This window comes from Micromonospora luteifusca, assembly GCF_016907275.1.
Classification (GTDB): Bacteria; Actinomycetota; Actinomycetes; order Mycobacteriales; family Micromonosporaceae; genus Micromonospora; species Micromonospora luteifusca.
Genome location: NZ_JAFBBP010000001.1, coordinates 1502436 through 1522338, shown reverse-complemented (window position 1 = coordinate 1522338; position 19903 = coordinate 1502436). Strand labels below are relative to the sequence as shown.

17 protein-coding genes are annotated in these 19903 nt (G+C 72.0%); 6 read left to right on the top strand and 11 right to left on the bottom strand.

What is annotated here, in order from left to right; all coding sequences use genetic code 11:
* Positions 1-19 precede the first annotated feature (19 nt).
* Complete coding sequence (mptB, locus tag JOD64_RS06410) at positions 20-1420, top strand: polyprenol phosphomannose-dependent alpha 1,6 mannosyltransferase MptB (RefSeq protein WP_204941390.1); 1401 nt, start codon at positions 20-22, stop codon at positions 1418-1420.
* 134 nt (positions 1421-1554) lie between these two features.
* Positions 1555-3012 carry a polyprenol phosphomannose-dependent alpha 1,6 mannosyltransferase MptB gene (gene mptB, locus JOD64_RS06405; protein ID WP_239559433.1) on the top strand — a complete coding sequence of 486 codons (1458 nt, stop codon included), beginning with the start codon at positions 1555-1557 and terminating at the stop codon, positions 3010-3012.
* A gap of 223 nt (positions 3013-3235) precedes the next feature.
* Here mptB (JOD64_RS06405) and JOD64_RS06400 read toward each other — a convergent pair whose 3' ends face one another.
* From JOD64_RS06400 to glnA, 3 genes are all read right to left on the bottom strand, one after another.
* Positions 3236-4216: a serine/threonine-protein kinase gene (locus JOD64_RS06400; protein WP_204941389.1), complete on the bottom strand. Its 981-nt coding sequence runs from the start codon at positions 4214-4216 to the stop codon at positions 3236-3238.
* On the bottom strand, positions 4213-4578 hold the full coding sequence (locus JOD64_RS06395; protein ID WP_204941388.1) for a PadR family transcriptional regulator: 366 nt from the start codon (positions 4576-4578) through the stop codon (positions 4213-4215). Before JOD64_RS06395 ends, JOD64_RS06400 begins: the two co-directional genes overlap by 4 nt.
* Before the next feature lie 105 nt (positions 4579-4683).
* Positions 4684-6108 (bottom strand): type I glutamate--ammonia ligase, encoded by a 1425-nt coding sequence (glnA, locus tag JOD64_RS06390; RefSeq protein WP_112671701.1) that lies wholly within the window; start codon positions 6106-6108, stop codon positions 4684-4686.
* A 263-nt stretch (positions 6109-6371) separates the two neighbouring features.
* Between glnA and JOD64_RS06385 the strand changes: the two genes are divergently transcribed.
* Positions 6372-6770 carry an RDD family protein gene (locus JOD64_RS06385; RefSeq protein ID WP_204941387.1) on the top strand — a complete coding sequence of 133 codons (399 nt, stop codon included), beginning with the start codon at positions 6372-6374 and terminating at the stop codon, positions 6768-6770.
* A gap of 271 nt (positions 6771-7041) precedes the next feature.
* Here JOD64_RS06385 and JOD64_RS06380 read toward each other — a convergent pair whose 3' ends face one another.
* Positions 7042-7728 (bottom strand): DUF4191 domain-containing protein, encoded by a 687-nt coding sequence (locus tag JOD64_RS06380; RefSeq protein WP_204941386.1) that lies wholly within the window; start codon positions 7726-7728, stop codon positions 7042-7044.
* Here JOD64_RS06380 and JOD64_RS06375 point away from each other — a divergent pair.
* The gene (locus tag JOD64_RS06375) at positions 7727-8107 is read left to right on the top strand and encodes a hypothetical protein (protein ID WP_204941385.1); all 381 of its coding nucleotides are present in this window, start codon (positions 7727-7729) and stop codon (positions 8105-8107) included. The genes JOD64_RS06380 and JOD64_RS06375 overlap by 2 nt on opposite strands.
* A 55-nt stretch (positions 8108-8162) precedes the next feature.
* On the opposite strand, the gene JOD64_RS06370 is transcribed toward JOD64_RS06375, so the two are convergent.
* Together JOD64_RS06370 and lipA are read right to left on the bottom strand one after the other, a co-directional pair.
* Positions 8163-9842, bottom strand: a complete 1680-nt coding sequence (locus tag JOD64_RS06370) for a hypothetical protein (protein ID WP_204941384.1) — start codon at positions 9840-9842, stop codon at positions 8163-8165.
* Between the two features lie 38 nt (positions 9843-9880).
* On the bottom strand, positions 9881-10861 hold the full coding sequence (gene lipA, locus JOD64_RS06365) for a lipoyl synthase (RefSeq protein WP_204941383.1): 981 nt from the start codon (positions 10859-10861) through the stop codon (positions 9881-9883).
* A 451-nt stretch (positions 10862-11312) separates the two neighbouring features.
* Here lipA and aspS point away from each other — a divergent pair, with 451 nt between their 5' ends.
* On the top strand, positions 11313-12599 hold the full coding sequence (gene aspS, locus JOD64_RS06360; protein WP_204941382.1) for an aspartate--tRNA(Asn) ligase: 1287 nt from the start codon (positions 11313-11315) through the stop codon (positions 12597-12599).
* A gap of 39 nt (positions 12600-12638) precedes the next feature.
* Here aspS and JOD64_RS06355 read toward each other — a convergent pair whose 3' ends face one another.
* The 5 genes from JOD64_RS06355 to JOD64_RS06335 all read right to left on the bottom strand — a co-directional run bounded on the left by JOD64_RS06355 (position 12639) and on the right by JOD64_RS06335 (position 18362).
* Positions 12639-13913 (bottom strand): RNA polymerase sigma factor, encoded by a 1275-nt coding sequence (locus tag JOD64_RS06355; RefSeq protein ID WP_204941381.1) that lies wholly within the window; start codon positions 13911-13913, stop codon positions 12639-12641.
* Between the two features lie 4 nt (positions 13914-13917).
* Positions 13918-14262 (bottom strand): YciI family protein, encoded by a 345-nt coding sequence (locus JOD64_RS06350; protein ID WP_204941380.1) that lies wholly within the window; start codon positions 14260-14262, stop codon positions 13918-13920.
* Positions 14263-14419: 157 nt separating this feature from the next.
* Positions 14420-15061, bottom strand: coding sequence for a lipoyl(octanoyl) transferase LipB (gene lipB, locus JOD64_RS06345; RefSeq protein WP_204941379.1), 642 nt, complete (start codon positions 15059-15061; stop codon positions 14420-14422).
* 136 nt (positions 15062-15197) lie between these two features.
* Positions 15198-16472, bottom strand: a complete 1275-nt coding sequence (locus JOD64_RS06340; RefSeq protein WP_204941378.1) for a TolB-like translocation protein — start codon at positions 16470-16472, stop codon at positions 15198-15200.
* Between the two features lie 57 nt (positions 16473-16529).
* The gene (locus tag JOD64_RS06335) at positions 16530-18362 is read right to left on the bottom strand and encodes a DUF6311 domain-containing protein (RefSeq protein WP_204941377.1); all 1833 of its coding nucleotides are present in this window, start codon (positions 18360-18362) and stop codon (positions 16530-16532) included.
* 225 nt (positions 18363-18587) lie between these two features.
* On the opposite strand from JOD64_RS06335, the gene JOD64_RS06330 reads away from it, so the two are divergent.
* The gene (locus JOD64_RS06330; RefSeq protein ID WP_204941376.1) at positions 18588-19811 is read left to right on the top strand and encodes an extracellular catalytic domain type 1 short-chain-length polyhydroxyalkanoate depolymerase; all 1224 of its coding nucleotides are present in this window, start codon (positions 18588-18590) and stop codon (positions 19809-19811) included.
* Positions 19812-19903: the final 92 nt, after the last annotated feature.

Genomic DNA, 19903 nt, shown 5'->3' with positions numbered 1-19903 from the left:
GGCTGGCAGCATGTCGGGCGTGCCTCCCCACCTCGCACGCTGGACCGGCCTGGCCGGCTCGACGCTGCTCGCGCTGTCCGCCTTCCTCGGGGGCGCGTTTCCGAGCGGCCCCCTGCGCAGCACCCCGGTCAGCATCTGGCAGGGCACCAACGGCCCACTGATCCTGACCGCCTGGGCGGTCGGCACCGGTCTGCTGGCGTACGCCTGGTGGGCCCTGCGTGACGGCGGGCCATCGACGCGCTGGGCCCTGGTCACCGTGGGGCTCTGGCTGCTGCCACTGCTCGTCGCACCGCCCTTCGGCAGCCGGGACGTCTACGCGTACGCCTGCCAGGGCGCCAGCTTCGCCGGTGGCATCAGCCCCTACGAGCACGGCGTCTCCGCGCTGCCCTGTCCCTGGCTGGACACGGTCTCCGTGATCTGGCGGGACACCCCGGCGCCGTACGGACCGCTCTTCGTGCTGGTCGCGGGCGCCGTGGTCAAGGTCGCCGGCTCACTGAACGCCAGCATCGTGCTGTTTCGGGCGCTGTCGCTGCTCGGGGTCGTGTTGACCGCGTGGGCGCTGCCGGTGCTGGCGCGTCGGGCCGGTGTGCCGGCCAAGCGGGCAGTGTGGCTGGCGCTCGGCTGCCCGCTGGTCGCGGCGCACCTGATCGGCGGTCCCCACAACGACGTGCTGATGCTCGCCGCGCTGGTCGGTGGGTTGGCCGTGGTGGCGTCGCACCGCGGCCGGCGCGGAATGTTGCTGGTCGGCGGGGTGCTGCTCGGAGTCGCGGTCGCGATCAAGGTCACCGCCGTGGTGGTGGTCCCGTTCGCCGCGCTGGCGGCCACCGCCGGGCCGTACCGGATCCGAACCCTGATCCGCGACGGCGGCTGGGTGGTCGGCGGCGCCGTCGCGGCCGTCGTGGGCGTGACCGTCGCCGGTGGGCTGGACTTCGGCTGGGTAGGCGGGCTTTCCCAGGGCGGTGCCGCCATCGCCTGGACCTCCCCGCCGACCGCCGTCGGACAGACCATCGGGTACGTCGCGGCGCCGTTCGGCGGTCACCTCGACGCGTTGCCGGTGACACGCGGGATCGCCGTGGTGCTCCTGGCCGTGCTGCTCGTCTGGCTCTGGTGGCGGGCCCGCACCCGCGACCCGCTGTACCACGCCGGTCTCGCGCTCGCCCTCACCGTCGCGCTCTCTCCCGTGGTGCACCCCTGGTACTGGACCTGGCCGTTGTTCGTGTTGGCGGCCACCGCCCGGCAGACCCGCTGGTTCACCGTGGTCGCCCTGGTCGCGTCGTTCCTGATACTGCCCGACGGCACCGGTCTGCCCCGATACACCAAGACGGTCGGGGCGCCGCTGATGACGCTGTTGGTGATCGTGCTGGTCATCCGGTTGGTACGGTCGGCTCGGGCGGCCCGTCAGCCGGTCGCCGCCGACTGAGGGAAGGTGCGCCGGTGACCGCTCCCGGTGCGCCGCCGTCCGATCCGTCGTCTGGGTTGCCGTCGTCTGGGTTGCCGCAGCCTGGGTTGCGGCCGGCTGGTCCGCCGGCTGGGTTGCCGTCGGCTGGCTCGCGGTTGGCTCGCTTCGCCCGGTACGCGGGACTGGCCGGGGCGATCCTGCTCGCCGTCGCCGGATACCTCGGTGGGGCCCGGCCCGACGCCCCGCTGGGCGCGACACCGGTGTCGATCTGGCAAGCCCCGAACGGCCCGGCGGCACTGACCTGCTGGCTGGCCGGCACCGCTCTGCTGGTCGGGGCGTGGTGGTCGTTGCGCGCCGGTGCCCCGTCGACCCGCTGGGCGTACGCCACCGCCGGACTGTGGACGTTGCCACTGCTGGTCGCGCCGCCGCTGGGCAGCCGGGACGTCTACTCGTACGCCTGCCAGGGCTGGACGTACGCGCACGGCGTCGACCCGTACGCCGTTCCGGTGGCGGCGGCGGGCTGCCCGTGGGTGGACGCGGTGGCACCGATCTGGCGGGACACCCCGGCACCGTACGGCCCGGTGTTCGTGCTGCTCGCGGCCCTCGCGGTCAGTCTCGGCGGCGGGCTCACCGGGGCGGTCGTGCTGCTGCGCGTGATCGCCGTGGCGGGCCTGCTGCTGGCCGCGTTCTGCGTGCCCGGGTTGGCGCGGGCGGCCGGGGTGCCGACCCGGCGGGCGGCCTGGCTGGCGCTGGCCTGCCCACTGGTCGGGGTACACCTGGTGGCCGGGGCGCACAACGACGCGGTGATGCTGGGCCTGCTGCTGTCCGGGCTGTTGATCGTGATCCGCCGACCGGGTCGGCCGTCGGCGTTGCTGTTCGCCGGGGTGCTGCTCGGGCTGGCGGCGACGGTGAAGGCCAGCGCCGTGGTGGTGGTGCCGTTCGCCGCGCTGGCCGCCGTGCACGGCCGCCACACCGTACGGGCGTTGCTGCGCACCGGCGGCTGGTTGGCCGGTGGGCTGCTCGCCGCGCTGTTGGTCACCTCAGCGCTGTCCGGCCTCGGGTTCGGTTGGGTGGGCGGGCTGACCCACAGCGGTGACTCGGAGCAGTGGACGTCGCCGCCCACCGCCGTCGGCCTGGTCGTGGACTACGCCGGCGCGCTGGTCGGCCGGGACCCGCAGGCGGTGCCGGTGGTCCGGACGATCGCTCTGCTGTTGCTCGCCGGGGTCCTGGTGGTGCTCTGGTGGCGGGCCTGGCAGACACTGCGCGGGTTGAACGACGACCAGCGGCGGGTGGCGCGGGCGGTGCGCTTGACGCAGCCTTGGGTGGCGTTGCACGGTGCGGCGTTGGCGCTGGTCGCCACCGTCGTTTTGTCCCCGGTCTTCCACCCCTGGTACGCGACCTGGCCCCTGGCGCTGCTCGCGCTCGCCGCCACGAGGACGACGTGGTTCGCGCTGCCGGCAGCGGCGGCGGCCTTCCTCGCCCTGCCCGACGGCACCAACCTGGCCCGTTTCACGAAGGCCCCCGGCGCCGTGGCGATGACCGCCCTGCTCCTGCTCCTGCTCGCGTTCGTGCTGCGCCGCCGCACGCCTCCGGGTCCAACTCGCCGATCATGAGGTAGGTGGGCGATAAATCGGGCGAAACGCCTCGGCAAATCTCATGATCGTCAGGCTTGTGCGGTCAAGATCGTGCTCGAACATGGATGTAGTGGCATCCCGCGCACTCGACACCACTACATCCAGGGTGGAGCACGATCTTGGGGCAGCGGGGCGCAACGCAGCGCCGCCCCGCGCGGCGCGGCGCGGGGGGTGGGGCGGCTCCGTTGATCAGAGGCTGTGGTCAGGCCCGCGCGCCGCAGGTGGGGCAGGGCTGGCCTGGGTGTTGGGTGGAAGGGGTCCGGCGGGTGCGCACGAGGATGGTCAGGAGCAGCACGGCGGGACCGGCGACGGCGACAGCGGCGGCGCTTCCGGTCAGCTGCGCGAAGGTGATGGCGCCCTGCATCGGGCCGATGCCGCCAGCCAGGGCGGGCACCGCCAGGAAGCCGGCAGGGGTGAGCAGTGTGACGAGCGCCCAGCCGCCGCGGCCGTCCCCGCCTATTGCCAGACCGGTGGCCAGCAGGGCCCCGACGGTCAGCAGCAGTCCGCTGGCGGCGGGCAGGAAGGTGGATGCGGGAACGTAGTAGCCGTCGATCTCGTCCAACCCCACCAGGAATTCCGCCCCCGCCAGCGCCAGCAGCGCGGACAGCAACGGCGCGAGGCGGATCGCCCTGGTGGGTCGGTCGGGCAGGGCGAGCCCCAGCAGGCCCAGGACCACCTGCGGCAGCAGCACGTACAGCGGCGGTCGGGGTGCGTCGAGCGCCGCGGCCATCGGCGGCAGCGCCAGCGTGAGCAGGAGCGCGAGGACGATGGTCAGCCGGGCGATCCGGCTCGGCGCGACGGCCGTCACCACAGCCGTCAGCAGCCACGCCGCCCACGCGACGACACCCAGCGAGACGAACGGGCCGAGGTGGGGGACGCCCCACTCCACGGGTGGCGGATGCAGCTCTGCCACGCCCCAGACACCGGCGAGAACGCTCGCGGTGACCATGGCCAGCAGCGCCGCGAGGCGTACCCCGGGAATCAGGTCGGTGACACCCGCGGCCCGCAGGCGCTGGCGGAGGCCGCCGCGCAGCAGGTCCGCGGCGTCCGCCGGCGAGGGCCAGCGCCGGCCCGGGTCGGCGAGATCGAGGTACGTCCCGACGATCTCGGCGCCGCGGGCGCGCCGGTAGTCAGCGGGGTACGCGTGCAGTAGTCGCAGGTAACGGCGTTCCAGGTCGTTCATGCCAGCCCTCCGGCCGTGCGCGGGGTGATCGGGCGAGCGGCGCGAGTCCGCGCGGACAACCGGCTGGTGGCGGCTTCGACGTTGCGTCGCAGCCGCTCGGTCTCGGCGCTCAGGGTGGCCTCGCCGCCGGGGGAGAGGCGGTAGTAGCGGCGCAACCGGCCGTCCACCACCTCCTCTCCGTCGACCTCGACGAGGCCGGCGTCGACCAGCCGGTCGAGCGCCCCGTAGAGCGTCCCGGGGCGCAGCGACACGCGGTTGTCGGAGAGGGCGGCGACCTCGCCGATCAGTCCGTAGCCGTGCATCGGCCCGACGGCGAGCGCGGTGAGGATCAGGAAGGTGGGTTCGCGCAGCGGTGTGTCCACCACAGCAATATATCGGAGGCGAAGGTATGCCGGGGGGCGTTGCAAAGCGGGCCGGGCCGGCTCCGCGTGATGCGGAGCCGGCCCGGCCGGTGGTGAAGCGACTGCTCAGCAGTCGTAGTACATGGCGAACTCGTGCGGGGTCGGGCGCAGGCGCACCGGGTCGACCTCGTTGGCCCGCTTCCAGTCCACCCAGGTGGAGATCAGGTCCGGGGTGAAGACGCCACCGTCGAGCAGGTAGTCGTGGTCGGCCTCGAGCGAGTCGAGCACAGCCGACAGCGAACCCGGCACCTGCTTGACGTCGCCCCACTCCTCCGGCGGGAGGTCGTAGAGGTCCTTGTCGATCGGCGTCGGCGGTTCGATCTTGCTCTTGATGCCGTCGAGGCCGGCCATCATCATGGCGGAGAAGGCCAGGTAGACGTTGGCCGACGGGTCCGGGACGCGGAACTCGACGCGCTTGGCCTTCGGGTTCGCACCGGTGACCGGGATGCGGGTGCAGGCGGACCGGTTGCGCTGGGAGTAGACCAGGTTGACCGGTGCTTCGAAGCCGGGCACGAGGCGGCGGTACGAGTTGATCGTCGGGTTGGTGAAGGCCAACAGCGACGGCGCGTGGTGCAGCAGGCCGCCGATGTACCAGCGGGCCATGTCGGACAGGCCCGCGTAGCCGGTCTCGTCGTAGAAGAGCGGTTCACCGTTGAGCCAGAGGCTCTGGTGGGTGTGCATGCCGGAACCGTTGTCGCCGAACAGCGGCTTGGGCATGAACGTCGCGGTCTTGCCGTTGGCCCAGGCTTCGTTCTTCACGATGTACTTGAAGAGCTGAAGCTGGTCGCCGGCGTGCAGCAGGGTCGAGAACCGGTAGTTGATCTCGGACTGGCCGGCGGTGCCCACCTCGTGGTGTGAGCGTTCCACGTTGAAGCCGGTGTCGACGAGGCGCCGGACGATCGAGTCACGCAGGTCGGCGTAGTGGTCGACCGGCGGGACGGGGAAGTAGCCGCCCTTGTAGGCGGTCTTGTAGCCGCGGTTGCCGCCCGGCTCTTCACGGCCGGTGTTCCACGCGCCCTCGATCGAGTCGATGTAGTAGAACGACTGGTGGGCGGAGGTTTCGTGGCGGATCGAGTCGAAGATGTAGAACTCCGCCTCGGCGCCGAAGTAGGCGGTGTCGGCGATGCCACTGGCGGCGAGGTACGCCTCGGCCTTCTTCGCGACGTTACGCGGGTCGCGGCTGTAGGCCTCGCGGGTGAACGGGTCGTGGATGAAGAAGTTCAGCGCGAGTGTCTTCTGCGCGCGGAACGGGTCGATGAACGCGGTGGCGACGTCCGGGAGCAGGAGCATGTCCGACTCGTGGATCGCCTGGAAACCGCGGATCGACGAACCGTCGAACGCGAGGCCGTCGGTGAAGAGGTCGTCGTTGACGGACTCGACCGGCAGGTTGAAGTGCTGCATCACGCCGGGCAGGTCACAGAAACGAACGTCGACGAACTTCACGTCCTCGTTCTTGAGGTATCGCAGCAGTTCCTCGGGATTGGCGAACACACATCCTCCTGGCACGTCCACGGGGTGGCTAGGCTTCTGGCGACGCTATGTCCATGCGGTTGCCCGGCCATGTCTCCGTTGTTTCTGCCGTGTTACGTCCCTCGCGGAGCGTCGGCGACGCCCCTGTCCACGCCTTTGACGTGCCGCAGAAGCGGTACCGACTGTGCCAGTGTAATGACATCTGATGCCTTTGGCCTGAATCGGCACACAGTGGCGGCGGCACCCGGCAAGCCCTCATCCCGGCGCGGATACCCTTGACCGCTGTGACCAATCCGCACGCTCCGGCAGCGCCGGCCACCGACCCGACATTCACCCCGCCGAGCCTCGGAAAGCGGTTCGGGGCGCTGATCATCGACTGGGTGCTCTGCCTGCTGGTGTCCAACTTCTTCGCCGACCCGGTACGCGACGGCTGGGCACCGGTACTGGTGCTGGTCCTGGTGTACGGCATCTTCCTCGGCCTGTTCGCCCAGACACCGGGCATGTACATCACGAAGGTCCGCTGCGTGAACTGGCACGACGGTGGTCGCATCGGCGTGCTCCGGGGGCTGATCCGGGGCCTGCTACTGGCCCTCGTCGTCCCTGCGCTGATCATGGACGAGCGCCGCCGAGGCCTGCACGACCGAATCGCCGACTCGGTCATCGTCGACGCCCCCCGAGGCTGACCCCGCCCCCCGCCCCGCCCGGCGACGGCGCCCGAGGCCGGCGTTCCGGCGGCCTGCGTGTCGTCAAGCGGTCAAGATCTGCGCAACTTCGGGGATGTTGCTGCCTCCGACGTGTCTGAGGCAGCAAGATCGGGGATGTTGTGAGGATCTTGACGCGGGGCGCGGGGCGCGGGGCGCGGGGCGCGGGGCGCGGGGCGCGGGGCGCGGGGTGGGAGACGCGAAAGAGCCGGACCCGCGTGGGTCCGGCTCTTTTCGGCGTACGGCGAAGGGGTCAGCGGCCCCGCGACTGGCGGAAGGCACCCGGCGGTCGCATGTTCTTGGGGATCGCGCCCTTGGGCATCTGCGGCCGGGCGGTGAGTGCCTTGAGTCGCTTGTCCAGCGAGTTGACGTCCTTGCCGGAGAGCGCGCGGGGCAGGCGCAGCAGAGTGGTCCGCAGCTTACGGATCGGCAGCTCGCCCTCGTCCTGCCCGATCACGTAGTCGTGCAGGGGAGCGGAGCCGATCACCTTCGACAGCCGCCGCTTCTCCTGCCCGAGCAGGCTGCGCACCCGCTGCGGGTTGCCCTCGGCCAGCAGGATCACGCCCGGGCGGCCGATCACCAGGTGGATCATGTCCATCTGGGTGGTCGAGCTGACGGCCGGGGTCACCCGCCAGTCGCCGCGCATGTTCTCCATGATCTGCGCCGCCGCGCCGGGCTGCCCCTCGGCGGCGTTCATCATCGCCTTGTTGGACCGCAAGTTGAGCACGATCAGCACCGCGAGCAGGATGAACAGGATGCCGATCGGCAGCCAGATCCAGCTCCAGAGGATGACCGCGACCACGGTGAGGGCGAGCGGGATGAGCACCGCGGCGGCGACCAACGGCGCGAACCACCGGTCCTGCTTGGCGGTGAACTGGAACACCATCCCGATCTGCTTCAGCCGCTGGCCGAACGAGACCTTCTCCTGGGGCTTTGCCATGTCGCAGAGTCTAGTGGTCGCCGCCCGCCCCGTTGATCCGCGTCCGGGTGCCCGGGCAGCTGAGTACCTTACGTCGCCGTACGCGTCCGGAACGCTGGCCGCCGCCGTCACCGCGCTCGCCGCGGATTTGCCGGCCCGGCATCCGGCGGCACGGGGGCACGCCGCCCAGGTCACCGCCCTGCTCGCGGTCGGTGACCAGGTGCTGCCGGCGTGTCGCACGGCGGTGGACGCGTGGCGGGCCGACGGGCAGCCGTACCCGCTCGGCCGGACGTTGCTGGGCCTGGCCGAGTCGGCCGCCGCCGCCGTGACCAACCGGGTGGAGGCTGCCGCCCTGGCGCACCGACTCGGCCTGCTCGCCGAGCCCGCGACACCCCGCTGACCGGCGCGCCGGCGGTCATCGTCGGGCCGGGCGCACCGGACCGAGGGCGGGGCGGTCAGGCCGACGGCAGGTAGATCCGCCAGCCGTCGATCGTGACCAGGTCAAGGGTGCCCGGGGCGGCGCCCAGCCGTTCGTCGAGCGTGTGCGCCAAGGGCGAGCCGGTCGGTGCGACCCAGGCGGTCGCCCTCGCGCCGTCGACCTCCCGCCGGTACGCCGGGTAGCGGTCGAAGCCGGGGCGCAGCGTGTCGTCGACGACCGCGCAGACCACCTGCTCGGCACTGGCGAAGGTGAGCCGGTTGCAGGTCCAGTAGCCGGCGCGGACGTGTCGTACGCCGAGCTGACGCAGGGTGGTCACCAACTCGGTGTGCCGGGCCTCGGCGGCCCGGGTCGCGGGTGCGGTCCGTGCTGCCTGCCAGGTGGCGTGGCCGGCGGTGCCCAGGGTGGCCACGAGCAACGCCAGCGCGATCGGGCGGGCCAGCGCCGACCCGACGGCGCGACGGTCGCTCACCGGCTGTCGCAGACCACCACGGGCCGTTGCCCAGACCGGCCACAGCAGTGCCGGCAGGGAGATGAGCAGACAGGACAGATAGCGGGAGCTCTCCACCGGGGTGAGCCCGGCGGAGCTGCTCGCGGTGTACGCGCCGAGGGTGCCGACCGCGGCCAGTACGAGCGCCAGCCAGACCGCCGCCGCCACCCGAGCCGGAACCTCAGCAGCGTCCCCAGGACCGCCAGTGGCAGGAACTGCGGGGTCGGTCGGGATGACGGGCGCTCGACGCAGGGTGTGCCAGGCGGTGACGGCGGCGAGGGCCAGCAGCAGCGGCAGGGCGAGCGACCACCACAGTTGCCAGGTGGCGCACCGCCCGGGAGCGCAGAACCCCATGCCCAGCGCAGGGCCGAGCAGCAGGCCGCCGTGCAGCCGGTCCACCCATCCCGCGCTGGCGTTCGCACCGCTGGCGGCGAGCACCGCGTTCAGTGGGTTCCGGCCGGTCAGCAGGCTGTGCAGCAGCAGCGGGGCGGCACCCAGCACGGCGGCGGCCCCGAGCAGCGCCCCGGCCGCCCCGCGCAGCTCCCGACGGCAGAACCCGACGAGCACCGCGCCGATCGCCACGACGTACGGCAGCACCAGCGGGTCGACCCAGAGCATCAGGCCGGCCAGGAACCCCCACACCGCCCAGCGCGCCAGCCGCCACCCCGGCCGTCCGCGGGCCAGGTCCACGGCGAGCACGGCCAGCGCCACCCCGGCCGCGTTCATCTCGGGGTAGCCGCCGCCGGCGATCAGCTGGTTCTTGATGATCCGGTCGGAGCCGAGGGCCAGCAGCGCCACCATCAGCAGCCCGAACCACCGGTCCCCGGTCAGTCGCAGCGTCAACCGCCAGGCCAGCAGCAGGAACAGCACGTACAGCGCGAGCGTGGGCAGCCGCAGACCGAGCAGCGACGGCCCACCGGCCAGGGCGAACACCGGCGCGGCCAGGTACGCCTCCAGGGTGCCCATGTACTGCTGGCCGTAGAACCAGACCGGGAAGCCCTCACCCCGGGCGATGTGCAGCGCGGCCAACCCCATGGTGGCCTCGTCGCTGTTCGTGGGTGGTGCGGCGTGACCCAGCAGCCAGAGCCGGTAACCCACCCCGATGAGCACGGCCAGCCCGGTGAGCCAGCCGACCAGGCCGGGGCGTGCCCCAGGCCGTGAGCGGGGACGACCCCGCCCGCGCGGCTGTTGGCGTACCCCGGCGGTCATCGCACGATCATGACATTCGGCCGCCGGGCCGGTGTGGATCAGGCGGTGGTGGCGCGGGCGTCGAGGGCCTGCTTGTAGAGCCGACCGGCCCGGTACGACGAACGCACCAGCGGCCCGCTCATGACGCCGGCGAAGCCGATCTCCTCGGCCTCCTCGCGCAGCTCCACGAACTCCTCCGGCTTGACCCAGCGCGTCACCGGGTGGTGCCGGGGGGTCGGCCGCAGGTACTGCGTGATGGTGATCAGCTCGCAGCCGGCCTCGTGCAGGTCGCGCAGCGCCTGCGAGACCTCGGCGCGTTCCTCGCCCATGCCCAGGATGAGGTTGCTCTTGGTGACCAGGCCATCGGCGCGGGCCTGCCGGATCACGTCCAGCGAGCGGTCGTAGCGGAACGCCGGCCGGATGCGCTTGAAGATGCGCGGCACGGTCTCCACGTTGTGGGCCAGCACCTCGGGGCGGGAGCCGAAGACCTCGGCCAGTTGCTCGGGGACGGCGTTGAAGTCCGGGATCAGCAGTTCGACGCCGCAGCCGGGCTGGAGGGCGTGGATCTGTCGGACGGTCTCGGCGTACAGCCACGCGCCGCCGTCGGGCAGGTCGTCACGCGCGACACCGGTGATGGTGGCGTAGCGCAGCCCCATCGAGACCACCGACTCGGCGACGCGGCGCGGCTCGTCGGCGTCGAACTCGGCCGGCTTGCCGGTGTCGATCTGGCAGAAGTCGCAGCGCCGGGTGCACTGGTCACCACCGATGAGGAAGGTGGCCTCCCGGTCCTCCCAACACTCGTAGATGTTGGGGCAGCCGGCCTCCTGGCAGACGGTGTGCAGCCCTTCCCGCGAGACGAGCCCGCGCAGTTGGGTGTACTCCGGGCCCATCTTGGCCTTGACCTTGATCCACGGCGGTTTGCGCTCGATCGGCGTCTCGGCGTTGCGTGCCTCGATCCGCAGCAGACGCCGCCCCTCAGGGGCGGCCGTTGCGGTTCGCGCTGCCTGGCCGGTCGTCGGCGCGGAGTGCTCGATCGTCACGAAAATGAGCCTACGCCGGACGGCAGGCGTCTATGTGCGTCGGGCGACCGGCGTCACGCCCCAGACGTTGTGACGCCGGACACCGGATAGCCGAAAAAGGGCGTCACACACGTTGGGATCCGGTGCTACGGTCTCCGCCAACAGCGACGACGGAGCCGAGTAGCGCCCCGACCCGCCAGTGCAGAGAGCCGCCGGTGCTGAGAGGCGGTCTGGTGCCGGTGCGCGAAGACCCTCCTGAGCTGCGGGAAGAACGGTGCGGTCACCCGCGCCCAGTAGAGCCCGCCCGGTTGGCCCCGGTCATCAGGTGACGAACGAGGCCCCCGTTTCGGCGGGGGTGAAGGTGTGGTGGCACCGCGAGGTTCCCGCTCGCCCACACCTCCCTGGGGCTGACGCGACGCTTCGCTTCCCCAGGGCGGCGCAGGCGTGGCGATCGACCGAGGAGCAGCCCGCCATGCAACGAACCCTGTCCCACCAACTACCCACCCAGGTCGGCGCGACCGTGCGGATCGCCGGTTGGGTGCACCGCCGCCGACTGCTCAAATCGGTGGCGTTCCTGATCGTGCGGGACGCCGCTGGCCTGGCCCAGGTGGTCGTGACCGACCAGACCGTCCGCGCCGAGCTGGAGAAACTCACCGAGGAGACGGTCGTCGAGGTCACCGCGACGGTCACCGCGAACGACACGGCGCCCGCCGGGGTCGAGCTGACCGACCCGACGGTACGTCCGCTCGGGCCGCCCGCCGTGCCGCCACCGTTCGACCTGTACCGGCCGGCGCTCACCGCGAGCCTGCCCACGCAACTCGACAACGCACCGACTGCGCTGCGGCACCCCACCCGGTCGGCCGCGCTGCGGATCTCGGCGGCTGCGGTGGCCGGGTTCCGGGCCACCCTCGACGCCCGCGACTTCGTGGAGATCCACACCCCGAAGGTGGTCAGCTCCAGCACCGAGAGCGGGGCGAACGTGTTCGCACTGGACTGGTTCGGTGGGCCCGCGTACCTGGCCCAGTCGCCGCAGTTCTACAAGCAGCTGATGGTCGGCGTGTTCGAACGCGTCTACGAGGTGGGTCCGGTCTTCCGGGCCGAGCCGCACGACACCGTCCGGCACCTCGCGCAGTACACGTCGCTCGACGCGGAGTTGGGCTTCGTCGCCGACCACCGCGACGTGATGCGCGTGCTGCGCGACACCCTGGCCGGGATGCTGGGCACGGTGGGCGAGCGGGCCGGCGCGGCCCTGGCGACGCTCGGCGTCGAACCGCCGCAGGTGCCGGCGGAGATTCCGGCGGTGCACTTCACCGAGGCGTTGACGATCGCCGGCGCGCCCGCCGACGAGCCGGACCTCGCGCCCGCGCACGAACGGGCACTGGGCGAGTGGGCCCGCCGCGAACACGGCTCCGACTTCCTCTTCGTCACCGGCTACCCGATGGCGAAGCGCCCGTTCTACACCCACCCGGACCCGGCACAACCAGCGTACTCGAACGGTTTTGACCTGCTCTTCCGTGGTCTGGAGCTGGTCACCGGCGGGCAGCGGCTGCACCGGCACGCCGACTACCTGGCGGCGTTGGCGGCCCGGGGCGAGCCGGTCGAGCCGTACGCCGGGTACCTGGACGCGTTCCGGCACGGCATGCCACCACACGGTGGCTTCGCCATCGGGCTGGAACGCTTCGTGGCCCGGCTGGTCGGTGCGGCCAACATCCGGGAGGTCACCGCGTTCCCGCGCGACCTGCACCGGCTCACCCCGTAGGACGCGCGCCGGCTGCGCGCTGGACCGTGTCGACCCCTGTCAACAGTCGGCGAGCCGGTCGCGCAGCCGGGCCGCCTGCGGCCCGTTGAGGTCGAGCGCGAGCGCCGCCCGGTACGCCGTGGCGGCCTCGTCGGCTCGGCCGAGGCGGTACAGCAACTCGCCGCGGGTGGCGTGGAACCACGGGTAGCCGGCCAGCCCGCCGATCGCTCCCACCAAGGCCAGCCCGGCGGCGGGGCCGTCCCGCTCGGCGACCGCCGCCGCCCGGTTCAGCCGCACCACCGGGGTGTCGTGCACGGTGAGCAGCACGTCGTACCAGGAGATGACCGCATCCCAAGGTGTCCGGTCGTACGACGGGGCGAGGGCGTGGCAGGCGGCGATGGCGGCCTGGACGACGTACCGGTCGGGATTGTCCGGGGTGCGGCTCAGCGCCTGGCCGACCAGCGCAACCCCGCTGGTGATCGCCGCCCGATCCCAGAGCAAGCGGTCCTGCTCGGCCAGGAGCAGCGGCCGGCCGTCGTCGTCGACCCGGGCCAGCCGCCGGGAGTCCTGCAGCAGGACCAGGGCCAGCAGGCCCAGCGCGGTCGGTTCGTCCGGCATCAGGTCGACCAGCAGCCGCGCCAGCCGGAGGCCCTCGTCCGCCAGTCCGACCCGGATCAGGTCGTCGCCGGTGCCGGCCGCGTAACCCTCGTTGAAGATCAGATAGACGGTGGCGGCGACCCCCGCCAGCCGGCCAGGCAGCTCCTCGGCCGGTGGTATCCGGTACGGGATGCCCGCACGCTTGATCTTCAGTTTTGCTCGGGTGAGCCGCTTGGTCATCGTCGCCTCGGGCACCACCAGGGCGCGGGCCACCTCGGCGGTGGCCAGCCCGCCGAGGGTACGCAGCGCCAGGGCCACCTGCGTGTCGAGTGACAACGCCGGATGGCAGCAGGTGAAGACCAGCCGGAGCAGGTCGTCCCGAACGGCCTCGGGCGAGTCCGGTGCGGGATCGAGCAGCGCCAACGCCTCGGCCTCCTTCCCGGCGCGGCGGGCTTCTCGGCGGATCACGTCGACCGCCCGTCGCTGTGCCACGACCAACAGCCACCCGCGCGGGTTGTCAGGTATGCCGTCGCGCGGCCAGGTCTGCAGAGCACGGACGACCGCGTCCTGCGTGGCGTCCTCGGCCAGGTCGACGTTGCCGGTGACGCGGATCAGCGTGGCGAGAATCCGGGACCGTTCGGCCCGGATCACCTGTGCCGCCGCGTCGGCGGCCGGGCCGTGCGGCCTCGCCGCGTCGGCGGCCGGGCCCTGCTGGCTAGCCGCGTCACCGGTCAGCATCGGGTCACAGCGGGATGACGGGGCGTACCTCGACAGCGCCGTTCCAGGCCGCGGGCATCTTCGCGACCGTCGCCACGGCCTCGTCCAGGTCCGCGCATTCCAGCAGGTAGAAGCCGGTCAGGGCTTCCTTGGTCTCGGCGTACGGCCCGTCGGTGGCGAGCACGTCACCGCCCTTGCCGCCGGAGACCCGAACGGTGGTAGCCGTGGCGGTCGGGTAGAGCGCGCTGCCGCCCCGGATCACCGCGCGGGCGGCGGCGCCGAACTCCCGGTACTCCGCCATCTCGTCAGCCTGCTCGGGGCTGCTCCAGTCGACGTCCGCGGTGTAGGTCAGCGCGATGTAGGTGGGCATGTCCGCTCCTCGCGTCCGGGCCGGCGGTGAACGCCGGCCTCAGGTGTCGAGCCGACGCCGGTCGCCGACTCCACCATAGGGACGATCGACCGGACGTCCCACGGGACACTCGGTGCGAAAATTTCCTGCCGGCCACGCCTCGCCGACGACGTGACGCTCAGACCGCGACGAGGGTGGACAGTCGGCGCTCGACCACCGGCAGCACGTCGGCGACGGTGATCGGGCGGCCCAGCTCGGCGGTGAGCGAGGTGACGCCCGCGTCGCGGATGCCGCACGGCACGATCCGGTCGAAGAACGTCAGGTCGCAGTCGCAGTTGATCGAGAAGCCGTGCAGGGTGACGCCCCGGGCCACCCGGATGCCGATCGCGGCGACCTTGCGGGCCGGCCCGCGGTCGTCCTCGGGCACCCAGACCCCGCTGCGTCCCTCGACCCGGCCGGCGGCCAGCCCGAACTCGGCGCACACGTCGATCAGCAGCTCTTCGGTCCGGCGTACGTAGGCGACCACGTCCACCGGGTCGGGCAGCCGCAGGATCGGGTAACCGACGAGCTGCCCCGGCCCATGCCAGGTGATCTTGCCGCCGCGGTCCACGTCGACGACCGGGGTGCCGTCCTCGGGCCGGTCCCACGGTTCGGTGCGCTTGCCCGCGGTGTAGACGCTCGGGTGCTCCAGCAGGAGCACGGTGTCGCCGCGCTCACCGGCCACCACCGACTCGTGCAGGCGCCGCTGCTCGTCCCAGGCGGCCTGGTAGTCGAGCAGGCCGGCACGGACGGCCGTCAGGCCGGAGGTCGTCGTTGTCACGGCGTCCAGCCTAGTCCCGTTACCGGCGATCTTCCCTGGTGAGCCGCCTCACCAGCGAAGATCACGACTGCTGCCGACGCTGGTCCGCGGCCCGCCCGGTGACCGCGTTCGCCCGGCCCGGCCGCGCCGCTCGGTGTCACGTCGCCGCCGCACCGGTCGCGGTGCGGCGGCGACGAACACGCCGAATGACGAGGGCGACGGCGAGCAGCATCGGCACGGCCAGCGTGAGGTAGACCCAGAGCGGGGCGGCGAACGGTGACGGCCGGGGCTCCCACCCACCGAACGCGGCCCCGGTCAGCAGGTCGCCCGGCACCATCAGGTCGGTCGACCCGATCGGCGTGGTCACCAGCACCTCGCGACCGCCGTCGGGCGACAGCGCGGCGAGAACGGCCTGCCGGTCCGTGTCCTGCTCTGTTGCGCTGACATACTGCAGGATGGGGTCGTCGCCGCGCCAGCCGATGATCCCGCTGACCGAGGTGCCGGCCGGCAGGGCCTGGCCGACAGCGTGGCCGGTGGCCGTGTCCAGGAACTCGATCCGCCAGGCGCGCGCCGCCGCCTCCTCGGACGTGCACCGGGGCCCGGCACAGCCGTCGAAGGCGAGCAACGCGAGTCGCCGGCCGTCGGGATGCCAGGCGGCCGGGCCGGCCAGGATTCGCCTGTCGCCCAGATCGACCTGCCAACGAGGGCCGCCGCCAGCCGGGTCGACGACCACCAGACGCTGACGCTCGGCGAGCTGGGCTGGCACGTCCGGCGAGCCGGTGACCGCCACCAGGTCGCCACCGGGTGACCAGGCCCCTGCGCTGTGCGCGGCGAAGGTGCCGACGTCGACCACCCGCTCGGTGCCCCGGAACGGGTCGACGACGAGCAGGTCGTCGGGCTTCTCCGGGTCGTTGAGCTGCTGATTGTCCGGTCCGTAGGTGATCACGTCGTCGTCGTTGCTGCGGGTGCCCAGCACCTGCTGCCCGTCCGGCGACCAGGCCATCGGGTAAACGCCCGTGCTCACCGTGCGACGCTGCCGGCCGGTGGTGAGGTCCAGCAGCTCGCTGGAGTATGGCCGGAGGTAGTGCCGTCCATCCGGGGAGAGCAACCCGTGCCCCTCGCCGATGGGGATCGGGATCAGCCGGTACGCGCCGTCCCGGCCGACAAGCACACCCGTCGACTCGAAGTAGCGGGTGCGGTCGGTGAAGAACACCAGCGCGGCCGGGCCGGCCGGGCGTTGCCCCACGGTGGCCTGCCACAGCCACGGATTGTGCACCCGGCTCGGCACCGCGCCAACCGTGCTGCCGGAAGCCGTGGTGCTGCCGCTGGCAGGGCTGTTCGCAGCCGTGGCGGCCGGCGCGCTGATCGCCACCAGCCCCAGCGCTACCCCGACCACAGCGGAGCGCCGCAGTCGCCTGCCGGTCTCTCTCATCAGCCCATTAGACGCGACGCAAGCCGGAAGCGATGCCCCGCTCGGTCGTGGCGCGGTCTACCGGTCGGCCGGCGGGATGCGCCAGAGCCAGACGTCGTCGACCCGCTGCGGCTCGCCGAAGAGGGCGGTGGCGGTACGTCGGAGCGCCTCCTCGTCGACCTCGAACTTCGCGCCGTGCACCTGGTCGGCGAGCACCACCGTCTCGATCCGCCAGTGCCGCAGGTCGGAGTTGACCTCCTGGATCGTGCCGTCGGTGACGATCGGCACCAACCCGGTACGGCCCGCCTGATCCATCAGCGCGCTCAGGGTGCGCGGCACCGGGCCGATCCGGCCGCGCCCGTCCGGCCCGCCGGGGCCGAGGAAGAACCCGCCCGGAATGGCGAACTCGCCCTGCCGGTGCGACAACGCGTACGCCTGCCAGCGCTGGCCGTCCGGGTAGATGTCGACGGTCAGCGGCACTGGCGTGAGCACCCCGTCCGGTGAGACGTAGTCCCGCCACGTGCCGGAGGTGATGAACCGGGGAATGGGCTCCCGCTCCTTGGTCAGCAACGGGGTGGGCAGCAGCGGCAGCAGGGCCACCGCGAACCCGAGCACCCAGGCCAGCTCCGTGGGGCGGTACCGGGGTGGTGCGGCGCGCAGTTGGTCGACGGCGTACGCCAGCAGTAGCCCGATCACCGGCGCGACCACCAGGGCCAGCCGGGCTGGCAGCGCGGCGTTCACCACCGGCAGTTGTCCGAGCAGGTCGAACGGCATGGGCAGGTCGGTGCGTTGCCCGTCGACCTTGGCGACCGGCCCGAAGGAGAGAAGGGTGAAGATCAGCGCAAGTGCGCCCAGCGCCCAGAGTGTGGCGCGGCGACTGGCGTCGGCCCGCCGCCACAGCGCGACGAAGCAGACCACGGTGAGCACCAGCAGCGGGATGCCGAAGAACGAGTTTTCCTCGGTCGGGTTCGGTGCCAGCGAGGTGCCCAGCCCGACCTCGCCGGCCAGTGAACGGCGTGGGAAGGCGGCGAACGCGGCGATGTCCTCGGAGTGGATCACCGGATTGAAGCCGGTGCCGTGGAACCGTTGCGGCCCGGCGAAGTGCAGCCACAGCGGGTACGACAGCAGCACGCCGGCGGCCACGGCGGTCACCCCGAGCCCGCGCAGGAAGGTGGGCAGCGCGGCGCGGGCCTCGGCCCGGTTGGCCGGGTGCAGCGCCCAGATGGCGACGAACACCCCGAGCGCCAACGCCGCGAAGAAGAGCCCTTCGGCGGCGATCGAGAATGCCACCGCCACCAGCACGCCGAGGATCAGCCCGTCGCGGAGCCAGTGCCCGGGGCGGCGCAGCGCGAACAGCCGCCAGATCAGCAGCGGCACCAGCCAGCCGGCGGTCCAGTTCAGGTGCGCGTTGGCGTGCGAGACCATGCCGGGGGAGTAGGCGATGAACAGGCCACCGACCCCGGCGGCCAGCCGGCTGCGGACCAGGTGCCGGGAGAGCAACCAGTACCAGGTCAGCGCGGTGGCGAGCAGGTTCAGGGTGAGGATCACCAGGAACGTGGCCGGCGGCCCGATCAGGTACGTGAGCGGGGCGAAGACCACCGCGTACACCGTGATCGAGGTGTTGACCGCGAGGTTCACGCCGTCCGGGACGTTGATCAGGTACGTGAAGAGTGGGTTGTCCCCGTGGGTGACCGCGTGACCGCCGAAGGCCAGCAGCCACTCGAAGAGCGCCTGGTCGCTGGAGTTGACGGTGATGGTGCGGACGTTCGGGTCCCGCCACAGCCCACTGGTCACCCAGACGGCGAGGACGAGCGCCACCAGCACGACGATCAGGTCGGCCCGGCGGTCCCGGACGGCGCGCGGCGGTGACGCGGGTGCGGGCCCGGTGGCCAGCGACGGGGAGGACGGCACGCAGCGGACGTTACCAACCGGACCTGGGCAGGCCGGTCAGACCTGCGAGGAGGGGACCGTTGTTGTCGCGTGGGGTTGGGGAGGACTCGCGTCGACGGTTCGGCGTACACCTCGACGGTCGTGAATGTGTGAGCGTGCCCCATGTCATGGCGGCGACACATCGTCGTAACGTCACGGCAATTCGACCGTGACCCAGTTCACAGTCCGCCCTTCCAGGAGGCCGCCGTGCGCCGCTCCTCGTCCATCCTCACCCGCCTGATCGGTGCCGGCGCCGGGCTCGTCCTCGCCGTGGCCGGCGCGGTCGCCATCGCCGCACCCGCCCAGGCCGCCACCCTCACCCAGGTCACCGGGTTCGGCTCCAACCCGGGCAACCTCGCCATGTACGCCTACCGGCCGGACAACCTGCCCGCCAACTCCCCGGCCGTCGTCCTGCTGCACGGCTGCACCCAGAACGCCTCCGGATACTTCGCGAACTCGGGCTGGCAGAAGTACGCCGACCAGTGGAAGTTCGCCCTGATCGTCGCCCAGCAGCCCGCCGGCAACAACGCCAACTCCTGCTTCAACTTCTTCGAGTCGGGGGACACCACCCGGGGTCAGGGTGAGGCGCTGTCGATCAAGCAGATGGTCGACCACGCCAAGACGAACTTCGGGGTGAACGGATCCCGGATCTTCGTCAGCGGGCTCTCCGCGGGCGGGGCGATGAGCGCGGTCATGCTCGCCACCTACCCGGACGTCTTCGCCGCCGGATCGATCATCGCCGGCATCCCGTACCGCTGCGCCACCAGCATGGTCAACGCGTTCAGCTGCATGAACCCCGGCGCGGACAAGACCCCGGCGGCCTGGGGCGACCTGGTCCGCGGGGCGTACTCCGGCTACACCGGCCCGCGGCCCCGGGTGGCCATCTGGCACGGCACCTCGGACACGACGGTCACCCCGCTCAACGGCACCGAGTCCCGCGACCAGTGGACCAACGTGCGCGGCGTCTCGCAGACGCCGACCAGCACCTCGTCGCTGCCCGGCAACACGAGCCTTGAGGTGTACGGCAACGACGATGTACGGCTCTACCGGGTCTCCGGGATGGGGCACGGCACCCCGGTCGACCCGGGTTCCGCGGCTGAGCAGTGCGGCACCGCCGGCGCCTACTTCCTGGACACCATCTGCTCGACGTACCGTGACGCGCTCTTCTTCGGCCTGAACGGCGGCGGCAGTACCCCGACCCCGACCCCCACGGCCACGCCGACCCCCACCCCAACCCCGACCCCCACCCCGACCACGCCGCCGACCTGCGTGACAGCGAGCAACTACGCCCACGTGGCGGCCGGCCGGGCGTACCAGTCGGGCGGCTACGCCTACGCGAACGGCTCCAACCAGCGAATGGGCCTCTACAACACCTTCTACACCAGCGTCCTAAAGCAAACCGCCCCCAACCACTGGGTAATCGGCTGCTAACCCACCCCACCCCCGCCCCCACCCCCCACCCCCCACTGACCCCGTTGATCATGAGGTTATTGCCAGGACACGCCGAGGCGGATGGCAACAAC